This window comes from Pseudocolwellia sp. G5-9, from assembly GCF_055808995.1.
The window spans coordinates 2,044,166-2,062,736 of record NZ_CM147893.1 but is presented as its reverse complement, the minus strand read 5'-3'; the positions used below and the strand labels follow the sequence as shown (position 1 = coordinate 2,062,736).

Below are 18,571 nucleotides of genomic sequence, written 5' to 3'. Positions count from 1 at the left end.
TTGTATTTGTAAGGGTTTTGATTGATTTTATAACTATTCTGGCTTTTTACTATTACATTTGAGTATGACTAATTGATTTATTCTTATTTAATTACCTATGATAAGGCGAGAGTTATGACACAAGAAATAAATACAGAAATTAAAAAAAGTCGTTTAAACGATATTCATGTAAATGCTGAAGAAGTACTTATTACTCCTCAAGCTTTAAGAGATGAATTGCCTTTACCTGAAGCGGGTCGAGTGTTTGTACAGCAAGCAAGAAATGTTATTGCTGATATCATTCATAAAAAAGATAGCCGTTTATTAATTATTAGTGGTCCATGTTCTGTGCATGATGTTGATGCAGCAAAAGAATATGCTCGCGAACTTAAAAAACTTCATGAAGAATATAAAGACACATTATACATAGTAATGAGAGTCTACTTTGAAAAACCAAGAACAACAGTTGGTTGGAAAGGTTTAATTAATGATCCTCATATGGATGGATCATTCGATGTTGAATCAGGCTTAAGAAAGGCAAGAGAGTTACTCATTTACTTAACTGAATTAGGACTACCTTTAGCAACTGAAGCATTAGATCCTATTAGCCCACAATATTTAGCTGAGTTATTTAGTTGGTCTGCAATTGGTGCAAGAACAACTGAATCTCAAACTCATAGAGAAATGGCTTCAGGCTTGTCTATGCCAATTGGTTTCAAAAATGGCACTAAAGGTAGTTTAGATGTAGCCATTAATGCAATGCAATCAGCAGCATCATCACATCGCTTTATGGGTATTAATACACAAGGCCAAGTGGCGTTGATTAAAACATCAGGCAACCCAGATGGACATGTTATTTTACGTGGCGGTAAAAAACCTAATTATGGCGCTGAAGATGTTGCTTTATGTGAACAAGAATTAGCTAATCATGGTTTAGAGCCCGGCATTGTTGTGGATTGTTCTCACGGTAATTCAAGCAAAGATTATTCACGTCAGCCAATCGTCGCAAATGATGTTTTTGATCAAATAGTTGATGGTAATAAGTCAATTATTGGTATTATGCTTGAAAGTCACCTGAACGCAGGTAACCAGAGCGATAGTATTCCTATTGCTGAACGTGCTTATGGTGTTTCTATAACTGACGCTTGTATTGATTTAGCCACAACAAAAGAATTGATATCAACAGCAGATGAAAAATTACAAACTGTTTTAAAAGCACGTATTGCTTAATAAATTTTATATTTAAAATATTAACCGTACATTGATGAGACACCAATGGAAAAAATAGTATTTGATCAAAAGCTTGCAGTATTAAGAGATGAAATTGATGATATTGATTGTCAGTTAGTTGATTTATTAAAAAAGCGACGTACGGTTACCACTAAGGTTGGTGAGCTTAAAAGTGAAGTAGGTATGCCTATTTATGCTCCTGAGCGTGAAGAAGCCTTACTTTCTAAACGTAGGCAACAAGCGCAAGATGCTGGCTTAAACCCCGATGTTATTGAGGATGTGCTCCGTCGTTTAATGAGCGATTCGTACCTTAGTCAAGATGCGAGTGGTTATTTATGTGTAAATCCTACCTGTAAAAAAATTGTTGTAATAGGTGGGAGGGGGCAATTAGGCAAAATTTTTGTCGACTTATTTACTCGTTCTAATTACCAGGTAGAAGTTATAGAGCAAGAAGACTGGCCTAACAGCACCAACATATTGAGTGGTGCAAGTGTTGTTATTGTTGCAGTACCTATTCGTTTAACAACATCTATTATTCAAAAGCTTAACGACTTGCCAGAAGAATGTATTTTAGCTGATGTTACTAGCGTAAAAGAATCACCTTTATACGAAATGCTTAAAGTGCATAAAGGTCCTGTTGTTGGTTTACACCCAATGTTTGGGCCTGATGTTACCAGCTTAGTAAAACAAACCGTTATTGCGTGTGAAGGGCGCTCTCCTGAAAGCTATCAATGGCTTCTAGAACAAATAAAAATTTGGGGTGCCAAAATATATGCTGTAGAGGCAGCCGCTCATGACCAAGCTATGGCTATGGTACAAGTTATGAGACATTTTTCAACTATCGCTTATGGATATCATTTAATGACAGAAGGCGCTGACATAGCGCAGTTAGTGGAAATGAGTTCGCCTATTTATCGATTAGAACTTATTATGGTAGGACGTTTGTTTGCGCAAAGCCCTGTGTTGTATAGCGATATTATTTTTTCTAATTCGGATAATATTGATATGATGAAACGTTTTGCTTATCGATTTTTAGAGTTACTTGAAGATGTAGAAACAGGAGACAAAGAGTCTTTCGTTAATATGTTTAATCAGGTCTCCGATTGGTTTGGAGATTATGCGGGCGCTTTTTTAAAAGAAAGTAAATCTATGTTACTTAAAGCAAATGAATTAAAGAAATAACATTTGGGTTAATCTTCAATAGGTAAACAATATGCTAGGTTTTTGCCATACTTCAAAAGTTATTATGTTAATAGGTTTTATGTTGGTAGCCTCTTGTACTAGTGGAGCCTCAACATCAGATAATATTGTTTCTGGCGTGATCACTAAAGATAACTTATTGATGAATGAAGTGTTATTTAACGAAGGTTATCAGGCTTTTTCAGTGACAGAAAAAGAAAAACTACAGATTAAGGATTGGCCGAGCAACTTACATATTGATATATATTTTGGGACTTGGTGTCACGATAGTCAAAGAGAGGTGCCTAGAATACTTTCTATTTTAGATAATAATCAAAATGTGACATTTCAACTTATTGCTTTAGATATTGATAAGAAAGATCCTCAATATTTAGCTAAAAATAACAGTATAAAATATACGCCAACGTTTGTTGTTTTTATAGAGGAGAAAGAGATAGGTCGTATTATTGAACGACCTACTCAGAATTTTATCGAAGATATTACTGCTATGTATGTTAATTCGTTAAAAGTGATTGATTAAGAATTAAAATTTATAAGAAAATCCGATAGAAACACTTGTGTCTATCCATGGGGTATCGTCGTATTCTGCCGCACAAATATCAGTTTTACAAAATAAAGTCTCACCATCTTGCATTAAACTAGCATAACCTCTTAATTCAGTTACTATAGCTGCTTCTTTAGATATTTCATATCGAGTGCCTATAGCAGCTGTAAAAGAAGGTGATATTTCACTTCCTCCATCACCACTAAAGCGTGCGGCACCTAAACCTACGGATACTGTTGTTATGTAGCCTTTTTGTCTGAATAGCGCTACACCACTAAAATGAGCATACAATACGTCAACAGAACTTGTTTGATTATCTTCACCAAACTTAAAGTCATGGCTTGCATAATTTACAAGTATTTGTCCTTGTCCATTAGGTGATTCTTGCCAAGCTACACCAACCCCAAAGTGGGTTGCACTATCAACAGATATAGAAGTACTCGTATTTGGAACAGTTAAATCGGAACTAGACATACTCCCTACGTAAGGAGTTACTTCAAATTGAGTTGCCATTGTTGAGGTAGTAAGTAAGGCTAATATACCGATGGATTTCGGTAATATATTGCTTGAATTTGACATATTTAATCCCTTTTATTTGTTCTTATTTTTATCATACTATTAAACTTATCATAACGTTAATAAAAAGATTTTGTTATTAATTTAAAAAGTTGCCTAATTTATCTAATGCTTTTTCTTTTAGTTTGTTTTTAATTTTATCTTTAATTTTTCGTTTTTGTTCAGTTTTAGCTTGTTTCCATATTGAAGATAAAGCTTGTTTTGCTATTTCTGCACCTAACAAACTCGCTGGTAAGCCATTATCTCCGCCTATATTTGTTAAGTTAATGTCTGGTAGGGTAATTTGGTGCTCTTTATTACCTAACGCTGATAAATCTAGCGATAGATTTGTGCCAGCTAGAATAAGTTTACTTACGCGAATGTTAGGTTCTTTTTGTGATGAGCTCTCAGGTTGTTGAACTTCTTCTTCGTTTTTTGGAAGGTTTTTTTCTATATCATCTAATATGTCTGATAAATTGGCACTACCATTTTGGGTTAGTTCAACAAAAGCCTGTGGGTTATTAATTCTAATTTCATCAATAACGATAGGGTCTTCAGTTAGGCTTTTAATATTAATATCTAATAAAACAGTTTCAAAAGAAAAAGCATATGGATACTTGTATTGTTTTGGATTACTTAAACTAAAGCCATTTATAGCACCAGAACCTTTTACCAGCTTCATCTCAACATTTTTAACCAGTACTGTCTGGTTAGTAATTTTACTTCCTTGGCTTTCTATTTGTTGTTTAATAAAGTCATCTAGTGAGCCGCTTGCTAAAAACCATAATGCGCCGCCACAAAATAATAAAATAATAATAACGAAAGAGGCTAATTTATTCACGAATAATCCTTAATGTGTAAAAAATGAATAGAAAATACAGAGAGTATCTCTATATTAACGAAAATTATAAATCATCTACCATATAAAAAATACCTGTAAAGTTAATAGATGTATGAGCTGAAAAATATAAAAATAATTGATAACTAGATCTAAAGCTGTGATTTAGTTTATTAGAAAAATTAATTCTTTATAATGCTCCACAATGTTTAATAGTCTGTTGTAGTTCATGAGCAATTTAGAATTAAGTTATAAAGTAGAGGTTGGGTTAATAAACCCGAAGAGTCCTACCAATGTAGGTGCAGTAATGCGTGCTGCAGGATGTTATCAAGTAGATAAAGTTTATTATACCGGAAAACGTTACGAACATGCGGCAAAATTTAATACTGATACTAAAAACATAAAAGATAAAATACCTTTAATCGCTGTAGATGAAGTAACCGAAGCTATGTCTAATGGTATGAAAGTAGTTTGTGTTGATTTAGTCGAAGGGGCTATTCCTCTGCCATACTTCAAACATCCTAGTAACGCGATTTATGTGTTCGGGCCTGAAGACGGCACTATATCTCAATCCATTATTAATAAAGCTGATGCAACTGTTTATATACCAACTGTTGGCTGTATGAATTTAGCTGCAACTGTAAATGTAGTGTTATACGATCGAATGGTGAAGTTAAATGATTTTCAGATAGGAGATGAATTAATTGTAAATAGCCGAGATAAAAATAATCGCACAAAAGTAGTACGCTAAATAGACTGACTATTAGCCAATACATTACAACGAATAGTAAGTCGCTTATTTTTATACCCGTTACCAATCAAGAGGCTATTTCAGAGTGTTTGAGCGATATCAATTCAAGGCAATGCTTTGTAATAATGGTTGCTCCCTTATAAAAAGCATTGTTGATGAAGTGATTTTGCTCAAGCGCTTCTTTGATGGGTCTAAAAACAATTTATGTTTCGTTATTAACTCTAGTCAGGTTCCTACATGGATGTAGGACATTAGGGTAACGCAGGAGCAGTTACCGAGAATAACCATGACGTAAACTTAATGCCTTGCATACATGGATGTAGACCTTAGATTTCGTCTGGAATATGAAATCTGTGCCTAAATTGTTTTTAGTTCCCACTGAAACCTGCATCTTGAATGATAACGGGTATATATAAACAAAACTACTTGACTAACCATATTATTCAGCTAGAATGTTTTTAGCTTGAAAGTAATACCTATATTTATGTACGCCGTTTCGATGTTATATTTAGTAGCTCGTCCTGTTTAATAAGTAATAGCTTCACTTCCAGCAACACCGCCCTAATGTTGGGGCAAAAAAATTACTCTTAAAAAGAATAGGATATACAATGTCTACTACTACTGGTACAGTAAAATGGTTTAATGAATCTAAAGGTTTTGGTTTTATTGAGCAAGAATCAGGTCCAGACGTGTTTGCACACTTTAGTGCTATCTCTGGCGACGGTTTCAAAACTTTAGCTGAAGGTCAAAAAGTTCAGTTTACTGTTACTCAAGGACAAAAAGGTCCTCAAGCAGAAAACATTCAAGCACTTTAATTTAATTGCCGATTCGTTCGGTTATTAATAAAGCGTATAAGAGGCAAGATTATTCTTGCCTTTTTTATGTCTGCTTGTTCATTTTATACTACTCCTCTATTTAAATTTAGCGCTTATCCCATCTTTATTCTTTCCATTAAATAATACTTCTACTGTTTACCTATTAAGCACATAAAATAGTAAAAACGAATTGATTAAAATAGCTATATTTTAGTGTATTACGCTAAGGCATGTGTTGTTTTTTTGTTTTTATAAATTTAATTAAACTAACATGTTGAAAATACTTAATTTAATTTTTGGCATTAGACTTGTAATGTTCTGGTTAATTCTAACGATATTATTAGGTATTAAATTATGAAAATATTATTAACAGGTATTATTTTAGTAAGTTCTAATGTTTTTGCTCATGGCTCTTCTTTTGGTAACGATACTTGTGATTTTGACGTAAAAGGCGGTGTTCGTATTTCTCCAGCGGAAATTGAGTTTTCATACAAAAAGGAGCCTTTATATAAAATAGTTAATGACAATATACTTATCGTTAATAATAAAGAAATATCATTAAACACAAGTCAGCAAAAACTCGTTTCTAGTTACTCTAATGAAATACGTGCGCTGTTACCACAAATAAAGGTTTTAGCTACAGATGCTATTACCTTAGCTTCTGATGGTGTTAATTTGGCATTTACTGAATTGTTAGGGCCAGATAATTCATTAAGTCACGATTTAACAGGTCACTTTGAGGCGATTAGTTATGAAATTGATCAAAATTTTTCTGCTAATAAAACGGTTCATTTTGACGAAGATGGTTTTGTTGGAGATGACTTTTTCGGTGAAAATTTTGAAAAAAGAATTGAAAGTGTAGTAGAACAAACTGTTCAAAAATCTATTGGGAGCATTATGATTGCTTTAGGGCAAGAGTTACTGTTTTCTAGTGAAGGTGTGGATTCTTTTGATGCTAAAATGGAAATGTTTGGCAAGAAAATAGAAACTGAGATGGAAGCTCGTGGGGCAGAAATTGAAAAACGTGCGACAAGCTTATGCAATGCTGTTGCTAAAATTGATCAGTTAGAAGAAAAACTAAAAGAGGAAATTGAACAACTTGAAGACATCAATATATTAACTAACCTCAGCTCGGGATAAGCAAAGTTACTCAACAAGCTATTTTTATGCCTAACTTCGTTGAATTTATTACTAATAGCTAGCTATTAGATAGAAAAATTCGCCTTGTTATACACAAAAATATCAATGTTGAGAGACTAATATAACTTAGGAAAACAACGATACAGATTAAAGTTTTGATAAATAAGAATTTTAATTCATTATCTAACATTCATTAACCCGAGTTGAGGTTAACTATTTAAGTTAAATTGAAGATGAGTTTATTTACCTATTTCTTTGACTCTATATTTTTGTATAAGAAACTGCACCAAAAGGAAAAGTACTTTATAATGACCTCATTAGATAAATGAGGTTTTTTTACATGAAGATATGTGGTGTTGAATTAAAAGGTAATGACGCGATTGTTTGTATTATGTCGCGAGAAAATGGATTGTATGATATTCCAAGTATACGAGTACAGAAAATAGCAATCGCAGATGCAGGGGATGCTGAACAAGTACGAGCTTTCCAATTTACATTTGCTAAGTTAATGGAAGATTATAAAGTTGATAAAGTGGTTATTCGTGGTCGAGCATTAAAAGGAAAGTTTTCTGGTGGACCTGTTGGTTTTAAATTAGAAGCTGCTATCCAACTTATTCAAGACTTGCCTGTTGAAATTATTGCGGGTAGTGCTGTTAAAAAGTCATTGGCGAAAAGTCAGGTTGATATAGACTTTAGGGATACTGGTTTAAAGCAATATCAAGAAAGCGCATTTGAAACCGTTTTTTCTTATTTTGAACAATCAGCTTATAGACCTAATAGTATTTAACTTTTAATTTAAATATATAAATTTGAAAGGGAGCTTTTTAGCTTCCTTTTTTATTACTAAGCTTTGTCTAGCTAACTATTGCTCTTTAAATTATAACTTTTACTTTGCGTAAGATAAGTAAATTTTAGATATAAAAAAACCGACAAATGTCGGTTTTTTAAAGTCTTTATAAAAATTAAAGAGCTTTAATAGCAGCGTTTAAACGACTTTTGCTACGAGCAGCTTTATTTTTATGGATAAGACCTTTACTTGCGTAACGATCTAAAATTGGTGTTGCAGCAGCAAATTCTTTAGTTGCTGTATCTTTGTCACCGGCTTCGATAGCACCAATTACTTTTTTAAGTAATGTGCGCATCATTGAGCGACGGCTTGCATTGTGTTGACGGCGCTTTTCAGATTGTACTGCGCGCTTCTTAGCAGACTTTGAGTTAGCCAAGGTGAACTCCTAAAATTGAATAAATATTGCCTAGATTTAAGGCGACGAAATATGCCTGTTTTAAAGGCGTTTGTCAAACCCTTTCGCTTTAATTTTTAATATTTAGGTTTAAATTGAAAACTAAACGAAAGGGGTGAATACCTATTTTACCATATACTTTTTGAAATAGGTGTTTAAGTTAATTTAAACGCTTGTTTCTGCTTATTAAAAAAACGCATAATAAGTACTTACCTTGAATTATTATAAATCGCGGTGTAGGAAATAAATTTTGAGTAAAAAACTCATAAAATCAGGATTGATTGTTAGCATTATGACACTCGTTTCTCGAGTGTTAGGTTTAATAAGAGATGTTGTTATTGCAAATGTTATGGGGGCTGGTGTTGCGGCAGACGTATTCTTTTTTGCAAATAAGATCCCTAACTTTTTACGGAGATTATTTGCCGAAGGTGCTTTTGCTCAAGCCTTTGTACCTGTTTTAAGCGAATATCATGCAAAAGACGGCGATAAATTGGGGCTTGAAACACGGCAACTTATCGCACAAGTGTCAGGTACTTTAGGCGTTTTAGTTACTTTAGTTACACTTGTTGGTGTGATTGCATCTCCTGTATTTGTTATTTTGTTTGGCTTTGGCTGGTTTTGGGATTGGTTACATGATGGACCTAAAGCTGAACAATTTGAATTAGCTTCAATTTTATTGAAAATTACGTTTCCTTATTTGTTTTTTGTAAGTTTTACAGCTTTAGCTGGGGCGATTTTGAATACTGTTGGCAAGTTTGCTGTTTCGTCTTTTACGCCTGTTTTACTTAATGTTTGTATTATCTGTTGTGCTTTATTTCTTTCTTCGTCGATGCCTAACCCTGCTTATGCACTTGCTATTGGCGTATTTATAGGCGGTGTTGTTCAATTTTTATTTCAAATACCTTTTTTAATACAAGCTGGAGCTTTAGTTAAGCCTAAGTGGGCATGGAAAGCTGAAGGTGTAACTAAAATTAGAAAATTGATTGTACCTGCATTATTTGGCGTGTCGGTTACACAAATCAATCTATTGCTTGATACATTAATAGCGAGTGTATTAGTTACAGGATCGATTAGTTGGTTATATTATGCGGATAGACTTTTAGAGTTTCCTTTGGGGTTATTTGGTATTGGCATAGCAACGGTAATTTTGCCTAGTTTATCTAAATTACACGCCAAACAAAATTCACAAGAATTTAAAAGTACGGTTGAGTGGGGACTTAAAATAGTGTCTTTATTTGGCTGGCCTGCTTTGGCTGGCTTAATGGTGTTGGCTCAGCCTATTGTAATGGTTTTGTTTATGCGAGGAGAATTTTCTGAACAAACTGTAATGAATGTATCATATGCACTTTTTGCTTATTTATCAGGACTAATAAGCTTTATGTTTATTAAAATTTTAGCTCCTGCTTATTACGCAAGACAAGATACTAAAACTCCAGTAATTATTGGTATTAAAGCTATGGTAGCTAACATGGCATTTAATGTAATGTTGGCACCTTTCTTTGGATATGTGGGGTTAGCTATAGCTACAACCATGTCAGCCTCATTAAATGCGTTTCTGTTGTATCGTGGATTAAAAAAACAAGATGTCTTTAGCTTAACTAAATGTGCGTGGTGGTTTATGGCCCGTATTATGATTTCAGCTGGAATTATGGGGGGAGTGGTTTATGTTATTTCGCCTCCGTTCATAGAATGGTTAAGTATGACTAAATTAGAACAACTTATTCAGCTTGGTATGTGTATCGGGTTAGGAGTGAGCAGTTATTTTATATCTATTGTTGTATTGGGTATAAGAACGAAGGATATTAAAGTGCATACTTAGCTATAGGTTAACTACAGCTAATCGTAAATAAATTTGATGAAATTGCGTTCAGGTGCTGATTCTTATGGTTGAGTAATATATAATTCGTCGGTTTTTCCTTGAATATAAATAAAGTCTAGCAAAAGTTTAGTAAAAAAGGTTTCCTTAATAAATGCAGTTAATACGCGGTATTCATAATATACAACCAGAACATCATGGCTGCGTGCTAACGATAGGGAATTTTGATGGCGTTCATTTAGGACATAAGCAAGTTATACATGCGTTAATTAAACAAGCGAAAGAGCTTAACTGTGCAGCTGCGGTTATGGTTTTTGAACCTCAGCCTCAAGAATTATTCTCTCCAGAGACTGCACCAGCGAGATTATGTAGGCTAAGGGATAAATATACATTATTAAAGTCGTTAGGTGTGGAGCGTTTAATTTGTGTTAATTTTAATGCTAAATTTGCAACACAGTCAGCTGAGAACTTCATTAAGGAGTTGCTAGTTAACAAATTAGGCATTAAAAGTTTGATTGTAGGCGACGATTTTCGATTTGGTAAAAATCGAAAAGGTAATTATGAAATGTTACGTAAGGCTGGAAAAACATCTCACTTTAATGTGTCTGATACGGCAAGTTACAAAATATTAGATCAAAGGATCAGTAGTACTGAAATTCGCCAAGCACTTGAAGCCGATAATTTAGAACAAGCAGAAGTTATGCTTGGTAGGCCTTATTCTATAATAGGTCGAGTTTTTCATGGTGACAAAAGAGGGCGTCAGTTAGGTTTTCCTACGGCTAATGTAAAATTGAAAAGGCGTGTATCACCTGTAAATGGGGTATATGTTGTTAAAGTAAAAACGAATGTCGGGTTGTTTTTTGGTGTTGCCAATATAGGGTCGAGACCTACAGTTTCAGGTATAAGACAACAGCTTGAAGTACACATTTTTGATTTTGACTCTGATCTATATGGTCAAACAATTGAAGTGGTGTTACTGAAAAAATTAAGAAAAGAAATGAAATTTGATTCTCTTTCTGCCTTAACAAATCAAATAACGATTGATAGCGCACTAGCGTCTCAATACGTGGCTGAGTTAAGTACATAGAGTGAATCGCAACATATTATTAAATTTTTAATATTAACTGCTGCAACGTAATGATTGGGCGTTAACTAAAATACGAGTGGATATAAATTTAAATGAGTGACTATAAGCATACCTTGAATTTGCCGGATACTTCATTTCCAATGAAAGGGAATATGGCAAACCGTGAACCTAATATGTTAAAAGAATGGGCCGAAAAAGACTTGTACGGTAAAATTCGTGCAGCTAAAAAAGGTAAAAAATCATTTATTTTGCATGACGGACCTCCTTATGCAAATGGTGATATTCATTTAGGACACTCAGTAAATAAAATTTTAAAAGACATTATTGTTAAATCTAAAACGCTATCTGATTTCAATTCTCCTTATGTGCCAGGTTGGGACTGTCATGGCTTACCTATTGAGTTAATGGTTGAGAAAAAAGTAGGTAAACCCGGTCATAAAGTCACAGCAGCTCAATTTAGAGAAAAATGTCGTGAATATGCTGTTAAGCAAGTTAATGGTCAAAAAGAAGACTTTAAACGTTTAGGTGTTTTCGCTGATTGGGACAAGCCTTATTTAACGATGGATTTTGGTACTGAAGCTAACATTATTCGAGCTTTAGGCAAAATAGCTGAAAATGGACATTTACAACAAGGTTTTAAACCTGTTCATTGGTGTACAGATTGTGGTTCAGCCTTAGCTGAAGCTGAAGTTGAATATAAAGATAAGCAATCTCCTGCGATAGACGTTAAATTTTTAGTTGAAGATGCGAGTGTTGCCGATAAATTTTCACACCCTGAAAATCATGTAGGTGAAGGTGATATATCTATTGTTATCTGGACAACTACTCCTTGGACTTTACCAGCTAACCGTGCTGTTTCTGTTCACCCTGAAGTTGAATACTCATTAGTACAATGCGAAACAGATTCAGGTAAACAAAGATTAATTTTAGCTACTGATCTTGTACAGTCGTGTATGGATAGATACGGTATTAGTAAATATCATGCACTAGGATTTTGTAAAGGTTCAGACCTTGATTTAGTTTCATTACAACATCCATTTTATGACATTGTTGTTCCTGTAGTATGTGGTGACCATGTTACAACTGATTCAGGTACAGGGTGTGTTCATACAGCGGGTGGTCATGGTGTAGACGATTTCAATGTAAGTAAACAATACAATTTAGAAATTTATAACCCTGTTGGAGCAAATGGTGTTTATCTTGAAGATACTCCTTTATTTGCTGGACAACACGTATTTAAAGCCAATGCTTCTGTAGTTGAAGTACTAACAGAAAAAGGCGCTTTATTACATCACCATGCAATGGAGCATTCTTATCCGCATTGTTGGAGACATAAAACTCCAATAATTTTCCGTGCTACACCTCAGTGGTTTATTAGTATGGATAAGAAAGGACTACGCAAAGAGTCTTTAGGTGAAATAGCAAAAACAAAATGGATCCCTGATTGGGGCCAAAGCCGTATTGAATCTATGGTAGAAGGACGTCCTGATTGGTGCATTTCTCGCCAACGTACATGGGGTGTGCCTATTGCGCTATTTATTCATAAAGATACTGGCGCATTACATCCTCGTAGTATTGAACTAATCGAAGAAGTTGCACTAAAAGTAGAAAAGTCAGGTATCCAAGCATGGTTTGATTTAGAAGCTAAAGAACTGATTGGTGACGACGCGAATGATTTTGTAAAAGTACCAGATACATTAGATGTTTGGTTCGATTCTGGTACAACACATTCAACTGTTATTGATGCACGCGAAGAGTTTGATGATATAGCTGATTTATATCTAGAAGGTTCAGATCAACATAGAGGTTGGTTTATGTCTTCTATGATGTCTTCAGTAGCAATGACAGGTAAAGCACCTTATCGTGAAGTATTAACGCACGGTTTCACTGTTGATGTTAATGGTCACAAAATGTCTAAGTCGTTAGGGAATGTTATAACACCCTCGCAAATTACCGGTAAGTTAGGTGCTGATATTTTAAGATTGTGGGTAGCTTCAGTAAACTATACGCAAGAAATTACAGTATCGGATGAAATATTTAAGCGCCAAGCTGATGCGTATAGACGAATTCGTAATACGTCACGTTTCTTATTAGCGAACCTAAATGGTTTTGAGCCAAAAGAACACTCTGTTGCTTTAGATGACATGGTTGCTTTAGATCGTTGGGTAGTAGGGCAGGCTGCACAACTTCAAGAAGATATTGAAAAAGCTTATAAAGAATATGAATTTCATGTTGTTGTACATAAGCTAATGAACTTCTGTACAACTGAATTAGGTGGTTTCTACCTTGATATTATTAAGGATAGACAGTACACAGCTAAAGGCGATAGCTTGGCTCGTCGTTCATGTCAAACAGCTATGTATTTAATTGCAGAAGCTATGACTCGTTGGATGGCTCCTATTTTATCTTTTACAGCTCAAGAAATCTGGCAAGCTTTACCAACACCAGCTAATACCGTAAGAGATGAATTTGTATTTACTGATGTTTGGTTTGATGGTTTAGCTAAGTTACCTGAAAATTCACGTTTAGGTGATGATTATTGGGCTGAAATTTTATTAATTAAAACAGAAGTTAACAAAGCTTTAGAAGCTGCACGTAAAGATAAAAAAGTAGGTAAAGCTCTTGAAGCCGCAGTAACTATTTATGCCACCGAAAACATTGTGAATAAATTAAAACAATTAGAAGAAGAATTACGCTTTGTTTTAATTACTTCTGCAGCAACCGTTGAACTTGTAACTTCAGCACCTGAAGGAATGATAGAAACAGATGTTGAAGGATTATGGTTATCGGTTACTCCAGCGTCAGGTAGTAAATGTGATCGTTGTTGGCACTTTACTGACGATGTTGGTCAAATAGAAGCTCATCCTGAGTTATGTGGTCGTTGTGTAACTAACGTAGATGGTTTAGGTGAAGAGCGTAAGTTTGCATAAAACTTTTGTATTTACTTACATAATTTATAGTATTTAACAGTACGCAACGTGGTTAAATATAGAAGAGAGATAAGCGTATATTATTTATTAATTTACGCTTATTTTATATTTATACACCTTTAATCATTTAATAAGGTTTAAGTTTTCAATGATAAAAAATGTAATGAATACAGGGTTAAGTTGGTTGTGGTTAACTCTGTTGTGTTTGGTTGTAGATCAAATTACTAAGCATCAAGTTGTTGGTTCTATGGAGCTTTATGAATCAATTCAAGTACTTTCTTTTTTTAGTATTACTTATGTACATAATTTAGGAGCGGCCTTTAGTTTTTTAGCTGATCAAGGTGGATGGCAAAGGTGGTTTTTTACCGCGATAGCAGCTATAGCCAGTATTGTGTTTATTATTTGGTTAGCCAAAACCCCTAAAGATAAAAAGCTATTAAGTATTGCTTTTGCTTTATTATTAAGTGGCGCTTTAGGAAACTTAATTGATAGAGTGCTATTTGGTTATGTTATCGATTTTCTAGATTTTTATATTGGTAATAATCATTGGCCAGCATTTAATGTTGCAGACTCTATGATTTTTATAGGTGCAGCTTTAATGATTTTTGATTCATTTAAAAATAGCGATAAAGACAGCACTACGAGCAAAAAGTAGCAGAAATATTTAGTAGTATAAAAGGCAAATCATGACTAAAGTTATTAATGAAAGTTCTCAAATAATTGTACATATAACAATGAAGCTTGCTGATGGTTCTGCAGCAGATAGCACAAAAGTAAATAATAAACCTGCTAAAATAATTATGGGTGATCAAAGCATTTCTCCAGCATTTGAAGCGAATCTACTGGGTTTAAAAGTTGGAGAATCTAAAGAGTTTACACTTCAGTCTATAGACGCATTTGGTGATAAAAACCCTGATAATATCCATTATGTTGATATCACAAAGTTTGACAGTGAAACACCAGCTAAAGTAGGTAATATTATTACGTTTACACAGCCTGGTGGTGAATTACCGGGTATGATCACCGACGTTTCAGGCTCATCTGTTACTGTCGATTTTAATCACCCATTAGCTGGTCAAGCAGTCACTTTTGTTATTGACGTAGTAGAAATTCAATAGATACGAACAATTAGAGAATACCAATGGAAATTATTTTAGCGAACCCTAGAGGTTTTTGTGCTGGTGTTGACAGAGCAATTAGTATTGTCGATAGAGCATTAGACTTATTCGATGCTCCTATCTATGTACGTCATGAAGTTGTTCATAATAAGTTTGTTGTTAATGGCTTAAAAGAACGTGGTGCTGTTTTTGTTGATGAATTAGATGAAATTCCAGATGATAGTACTGTTATTTTTAGTGCTCATGGTGTTTCTAAAGCTGTTCGCAATAAAGCTAAAGATCGTGGTTTAAAGGTTTTTGATGCAACATGTCCATTAGTGACAAAAGTACATATGGAAGTTTCTCGCGCAAGCCGTAAAAATGTTGAATGTATTCTTATTGGTCATGCTGGACACCCTGAAGTGGAAGGTACAATGGGTCAATATGAAAGTAAAACTGGCGGTATTTACTTAGTTGAATCTGCTTGTGATGTTGAAAAACTAAACGTCAAAAATCCGGACGAACTTTATTTTTGCAGTCAAACAACGTTATCGGTAGATGATACAAGTGATGTTATTGACGCTCTACAAAAGAAATATAAAAATATACAAGGTCCTCGTAAAGATGATATTTGTTACGCAACACAAAATCGTCAAGACGCGGTTCGCTCAATAGCTAATCAAGTTGATCTACTTTTGGTAGTTGGTGCAAAAAATAGCTCTAATTCTAATAGACTCAGAGAGCTTGCTGAAAAAATAGGCACTACCTCTTATTTAATTGATACAGCTGAAGACATAATTCCAAGTTGGATAGACAACATTAATAAAGTAGGTGTAACTGCTGGAGCGTCCGCTCCTGAAATTTTGGTTAATCAGGTCATTGAAAGATTAAAAAGTTATGGTGGTAAAGAGGTTGTAGAGTACCCAGGTAGGGAAGAAAATACAGTGTTTGCAGTTCCACTCGAATTGCGTTAATCTTAAGCTGTTTAAAAATTAAACATGAAATGGGCTTGTGTATATTGTATGTAATATAAGTCTAGGTTTTTATTGTATAAATTGTAAGTAGTCATCACATGGCATATAATGGAATGCTGCTTAAATATGGATATTAAGGTATGAGTTAATGCGGTTCACATTAGTGATTTTTAACACATATGATCTTCTTTTAAAGCTTTTAATCAATGTAATTAAAAGCTTTGGCGCACTATTGCCGCTATCAAAGTCCCCTTTCAATATCCGTATAACTTTTCAGTATTTTAGTAATATAAAATTTTTGATTCTCAAGGAGAATAATTTTGCGGCTTTATAATTCACGACCCTATAAACAGTGTCGGTTTAAAAAAACTTCTTTTATGGGGATGACTTTAATTGAAGTTCTTGTAGCCTTATTTATTTTATCTACAGGAATCTTAGGCGCTGTAGCTATGCAAGCTTCTGCCAAAAAAGGAAGTTTTGATGCTATGCAGCGTTCTATGGCTTCTTCTTTAGCGCAAAATATTATTGAACGTATGCGAGGAAATGATGCAACCGTGGGACTCAATGTACTTGATGGTTATAACGGTACTTATGGTGTTACTCCTCTTACTGCACCAGCAGTCCGTTGTGATACACCAACAGCTTTATGCAACGCCGCTGAACTAACAGCTAACGACTTGTACGAGTGGGAACAAAGCTTAATTGGCGAAGATGTACAAAATTTATCGAAAGGTAATGGTGGCTTAACTGGTGTTGTTGCCTGTATTGAACATGTAAATAATGCTGTCTCAGTTGCTATTAGTTGGGAAGGGCGGGAAGAAACATCAGACGGTGCTAAATTTAATACAACATTTGGAAGCGGATGTGGTACTACAAGTACTAAACGTAGACAAATTGTCGTAGATGCATTTATTTTTTAGAGGCTTATATGATTAAAAAACAAAATGGATTTACACTTTTAGAAATTTTTGTAGCTTTAGCTATAGGGTTAGTATTGATTGGCGGGGTGTTAAGTGTTTTTGTAGGAATGAAAACCACCACGCAAGAAACTTCAAGCATAGGAGAGCTGCAAGAAAATGGACGTTTTGCTGTTACTATATTAACTGATGACTTACTACGACAAAATTTTTGGGGAGATTTACAATTAAGTTTTTCGTCTGATGTATATTCAGGGGTAGATCTCCCACCTGTCATTGGCGATTGTATAGGAGGAGGACAAAATAATAGCAGCTTTCCACAAGGTAATCTTTTTCATTTTAGAACGCTTTGGGCTGCTAATGTAACAGCTGCGACTATACTTGGTGGCTGTATAAATAATGCAGTACCTGGTTCAGATGTTTTGCAAATAAAAAGAGTACTCGCTCGTCCCATTTTACCAGGAGCGATTGATAATGAACGTTATTATTTGAACGCAGGTTATACTCAAGCTACTTTATTTCCAGGAAGCGCCGCGGCAATTCCTTTTGTTAGTAACAATTCACGCATTTGGGAATATCAGCATCATATTTATTATATTCGAAATGATCGCATTGGCACTACCGCTAATTTTGTTCCTGTGTTGATGCAAGGGCGATTACAAAATACAGCTACACCAATATCTTTTAACTTATTAGTTGAAGGTATTGAACGTGTTCATTATATGTTTGGTGTAGATACTGATGGGGATGACGTCGTTAATGGTTATATGGCACCAGCTGATATGATTGGAGATTATTGGGATAATACTAATAATACAAAAATTTTAGCTGTAAAATTTTATGTTTTAGTTAGATCTATTAGAGCAGACCCTAATTATGAGAATAATAATACATATCAAATGGGGGATACTGTATTTAATGCGGGTGGCGATAATTTTAGGCGTTTATTATTTAGTTCAACTGTTACATTATATAATCAAGGGATAACCGAATGGCAATAAAAAAATTTAATCAATCTGGCGTAGTTTTAATTGTATCCCTTGTTTTTTTAGTTGCTTTAACTGCCGTTGCTGCGGCACTAATGCAAAATACGACAACGGATGTTAAAATGGCAGGTGCAAGTCAAGAAAAATCAATAGTTACACAAGAAACTATTAGTGAAATGGATAGGATTATTTTTAATGAACAACGTCGAGTTAATGGACCAAATATATTTGTGGAACTGAATACCCCTACACCTATATTATCCGTGACAAAACCTTCGATAACTACAGCTATAGCATCGCCAGACAATCTACTTTCTCTTGCGCCATCTTGCCCACGTGTTAAACCCGCATCTTCAGACGCTCAGTGTCGAATGTCAAATGTTGTGGTTAGTAGAACATATGGAAGAAACAATAACCATGTCATTCAAGTTAATGCCGGCATTGCTCAAGAATTATCACTAGGATATTAAT

Annotated in this window: 19 protein-coding genes; 16 read left to right on the top strand and 3 right to left on the bottom strand. The window is 34.4% G+C overall.

The genetic code is table 11. The annotated features are described in order from the left end of the window. The first annotated feature begins 138 nt into the window (after positions 1-138). The 3 genes from AC0L5Q_RS08805 to AC0L5Q_RS08795 are packed head-to-tail and all read left to right on the top strand — an operon-like array spanning position 139 to position 2,929. Entirely contained in the window at positions 139-1,209 is a 1,071-nt protein-coding gene (locus AC0L5Q_RS08805; RefSeq protein WP_473618275.1) for a 3-deoxy-7-phosphoheptulonate synthase, read from the top strand. A 45-nt stretch (positions 1,210-1,254) separates the two neighbouring features. Further along, on the top strand, positions 1,255-2,391 hold the full coding sequence (gene tyrA, locus AC0L5Q_RS08800) for a bifunctional chorismate mutase/prephenate dehydrogenase (RefSeq protein WP_473617479.1): 1,137 nt from the start codon (positions 1,255-1,257) through the stop codon (positions 2,389-2,391). A gap of 31 nt (positions 2,392-2,422) precedes the next feature. Then, positions 2,423-2,929, top strand: coding sequence for a thioredoxin family protein (locus AC0L5Q_RS08795; RefSeq protein WP_473617477.1), 507 nt, complete (start codon positions 2,423-2,425; stop codon positions 2,927-2,929). Positions 2,930-2,932: 3 nt separating this feature from the next. Here AC0L5Q_RS08795 and AC0L5Q_RS08790 read toward each other — a convergent pair whose 3' ends face one another. Together AC0L5Q_RS08790 and AC0L5Q_RS08785 are read right to left on the bottom strand one after the other, a co-directional pair. Beyond that, positions 2,933-3,532 carry a hypothetical protein gene (locus tag AC0L5Q_RS08790; RefSeq protein WP_473617476.1) on the bottom strand — a complete coding sequence of 200 codons (600 nt, stop codon included), beginning with the start codon at positions 3,530-3,532 and terminating at the stop codon, positions 2,933-2,935. A 76-nt stretch (positions 3,533-3,608) separates the two neighbouring features. Continuing rightward, positions 3,609-4,349 (bottom strand): DUF748 domain-containing protein, encoded by a 741-nt coding sequence (locus AC0L5Q_RS08785; protein WP_473617474.1) that lies wholly within the window; start codon positions 4,347-4,349, stop codon positions 3,609-3,611. Positions 4,350-4,575: 226 nt separating this feature from the next. On the opposite strand from AC0L5Q_RS08785, the gene AC0L5Q_RS08780 reads away from it, so the two are divergent. From AC0L5Q_RS08780 to AC0L5Q_RS08765, 4 genes are all read left to right on the top strand, one after another. Further along, positions 4,576-5,097 (top strand): RNA methyltransferase, encoded by a 522-nt coding sequence (locus AC0L5Q_RS08780; RefSeq protein ID WP_473617471.1) that lies wholly within the window; start codon positions 4,576-4,578, stop codon positions 5,095-5,097. A gap of 608 nt (positions 5,098-5,705) precedes the next feature. Further along, on the top strand, positions 5,706-5,912 hold the full coding sequence (locus AC0L5Q_RS08775) for a cold-shock protein (RefSeq protein WP_070376065.1): 207 nt from the start codon (positions 5,706-5,708) through the stop codon (positions 5,910-5,912). Between the two features lie 354 nt (positions 5,913-6,266). Beyond that, entirely contained in the window at positions 6,267-7,052 is a 786-nt protein-coding gene (locus AC0L5Q_RS08770) for a DUF2884 family protein (RefSeq protein ID WP_473617466.1), read from the top strand. A 340-nt stretch (positions 7,053-7,392) separates the two neighbouring features. Then, a complete protein-coding gene (locus AC0L5Q_RS08765) occupies positions 7,393-7,839 on the top strand; it encodes a DUF3010 family protein (RefSeq protein ID WP_473617462.1) in 447 nt (148 codons plus the stop codon). Between the two features lie 175 nt (positions 7,840-8,014). Here the strand turns inward: AC0L5Q_RS08765 and rpsT are convergent, their stop codons facing one another. Beyond that, complete coding sequence (rpsT, locus tag AC0L5Q_RS08760) at positions 8,015-8,275, bottom strand: 30S ribosomal protein S20 (protein WP_076420193.1); 261 nt, start codon at positions 8,273-8,275, stop codon at positions 8,015-8,017. Between the two features lie 268 nt (positions 8,276-8,543). Here rpsT and murJ point away from each other — a divergent pair, with 268 nt between their 5' ends. From murJ to AC0L5Q_RS08715, 9 genes are all read left to right on the top strand, one after another. Continuing rightward, the gene (gene murJ, locus AC0L5Q_RS08755) at positions 8,544-10,112 is read left to right on the top strand and encodes a murein biosynthesis integral membrane protein MurJ (protein WP_473617458.1); all 1,569 of its coding nucleotides are present in this window, start codon (positions 8,544-8,546) and stop codon (positions 10,110-10,112) included. 151 nt (positions 10,113-10,263) lie between these two features. After that, a complete protein-coding gene (gene ribF, locus AC0L5Q_RS08750; protein ID WP_473617455.1) occupies positions 10,264-11,196 on the top strand; it encodes a bifunctional riboflavin kinase/FAD synthetase in 933 nt (310 codons plus the stop codon). Positions 11,197-11,288: 92 nt separating this feature from the next. Beyond that, entirely contained in the window at positions 11,289-14,126 is a 2,838-nt protein-coding gene (ileS, locus tag AC0L5Q_RS08745; protein ID WP_473617452.1) for an isoleucine--tRNA ligase, read from the top strand. Between the two features lie 148 nt (positions 14,127-14,274). Next, positions 14,275-14,781, top strand: a complete 507-nt coding sequence (gene lspA, locus AC0L5Q_RS08740; protein ID WP_473617448.1) for a signal peptidase II — start codon at positions 14,275-14,277, stop codon at positions 14,779-14,781. Positions 14,782-14,812: 31 nt separating this feature from the next. After that, a complete protein-coding gene (gene fkpB / locus AC0L5Q_RS08735; RefSeq protein WP_076420188.1) occupies positions 14,813-15,244 on the top strand; it encodes an FKBP-type peptidyl-prolyl cis-trans isomerase in 432 nt (143 codons plus the stop codon). Between the two features lie 23 nt (positions 15,245-15,267). Then, on the top strand, positions 15,268-16,197 hold the full coding sequence (gene ispH, locus AC0L5Q_RS08730; protein ID WP_473617443.1) for a 4-hydroxy-3-methylbut-2-enyl diphosphate reductase: 930 nt from the start codon (positions 15,268-15,270) through the stop codon (positions 16,195-16,197). A gap of 377 nt (positions 16,198-16,574) precedes the next feature. After that, the gene (gene pilV, locus AC0L5Q_RS08725; protein ID WP_473617440.1) at positions 16,575-17,117 is read left to right on the top strand and encodes a type IV pilus modification protein PilV; all 543 of its coding nucleotides are present in this window, start codon (positions 16,575-16,577) and stop codon (positions 17,115-17,117) included. Positions 17,118-17,125: 8 nt separating this feature from the next. Then, positions 17,126-18,115, top strand: coding sequence for a PilW family protein (locus tag AC0L5Q_RS08720; protein ID WP_473617437.1), 990 nt, complete (start codon positions 17,126-17,128; stop codon positions 18,113-18,115). Beyond that, positions 18,106-18,570: a PilX N-terminal domain-containing pilus assembly protein gene (locus tag AC0L5Q_RS08715; RefSeq protein ID WP_473617435.1), complete on the top strand. Its 465-nt coding sequence runs from the start codon at positions 18,106-18,108 to the stop codon at positions 18,568-18,570. The genes AC0L5Q_RS08720 and AC0L5Q_RS08715 overlap by 10 nt, the downstream gene beginning before the upstream one ends. Position 18,571 lies beyond the last annotated feature (1 nt).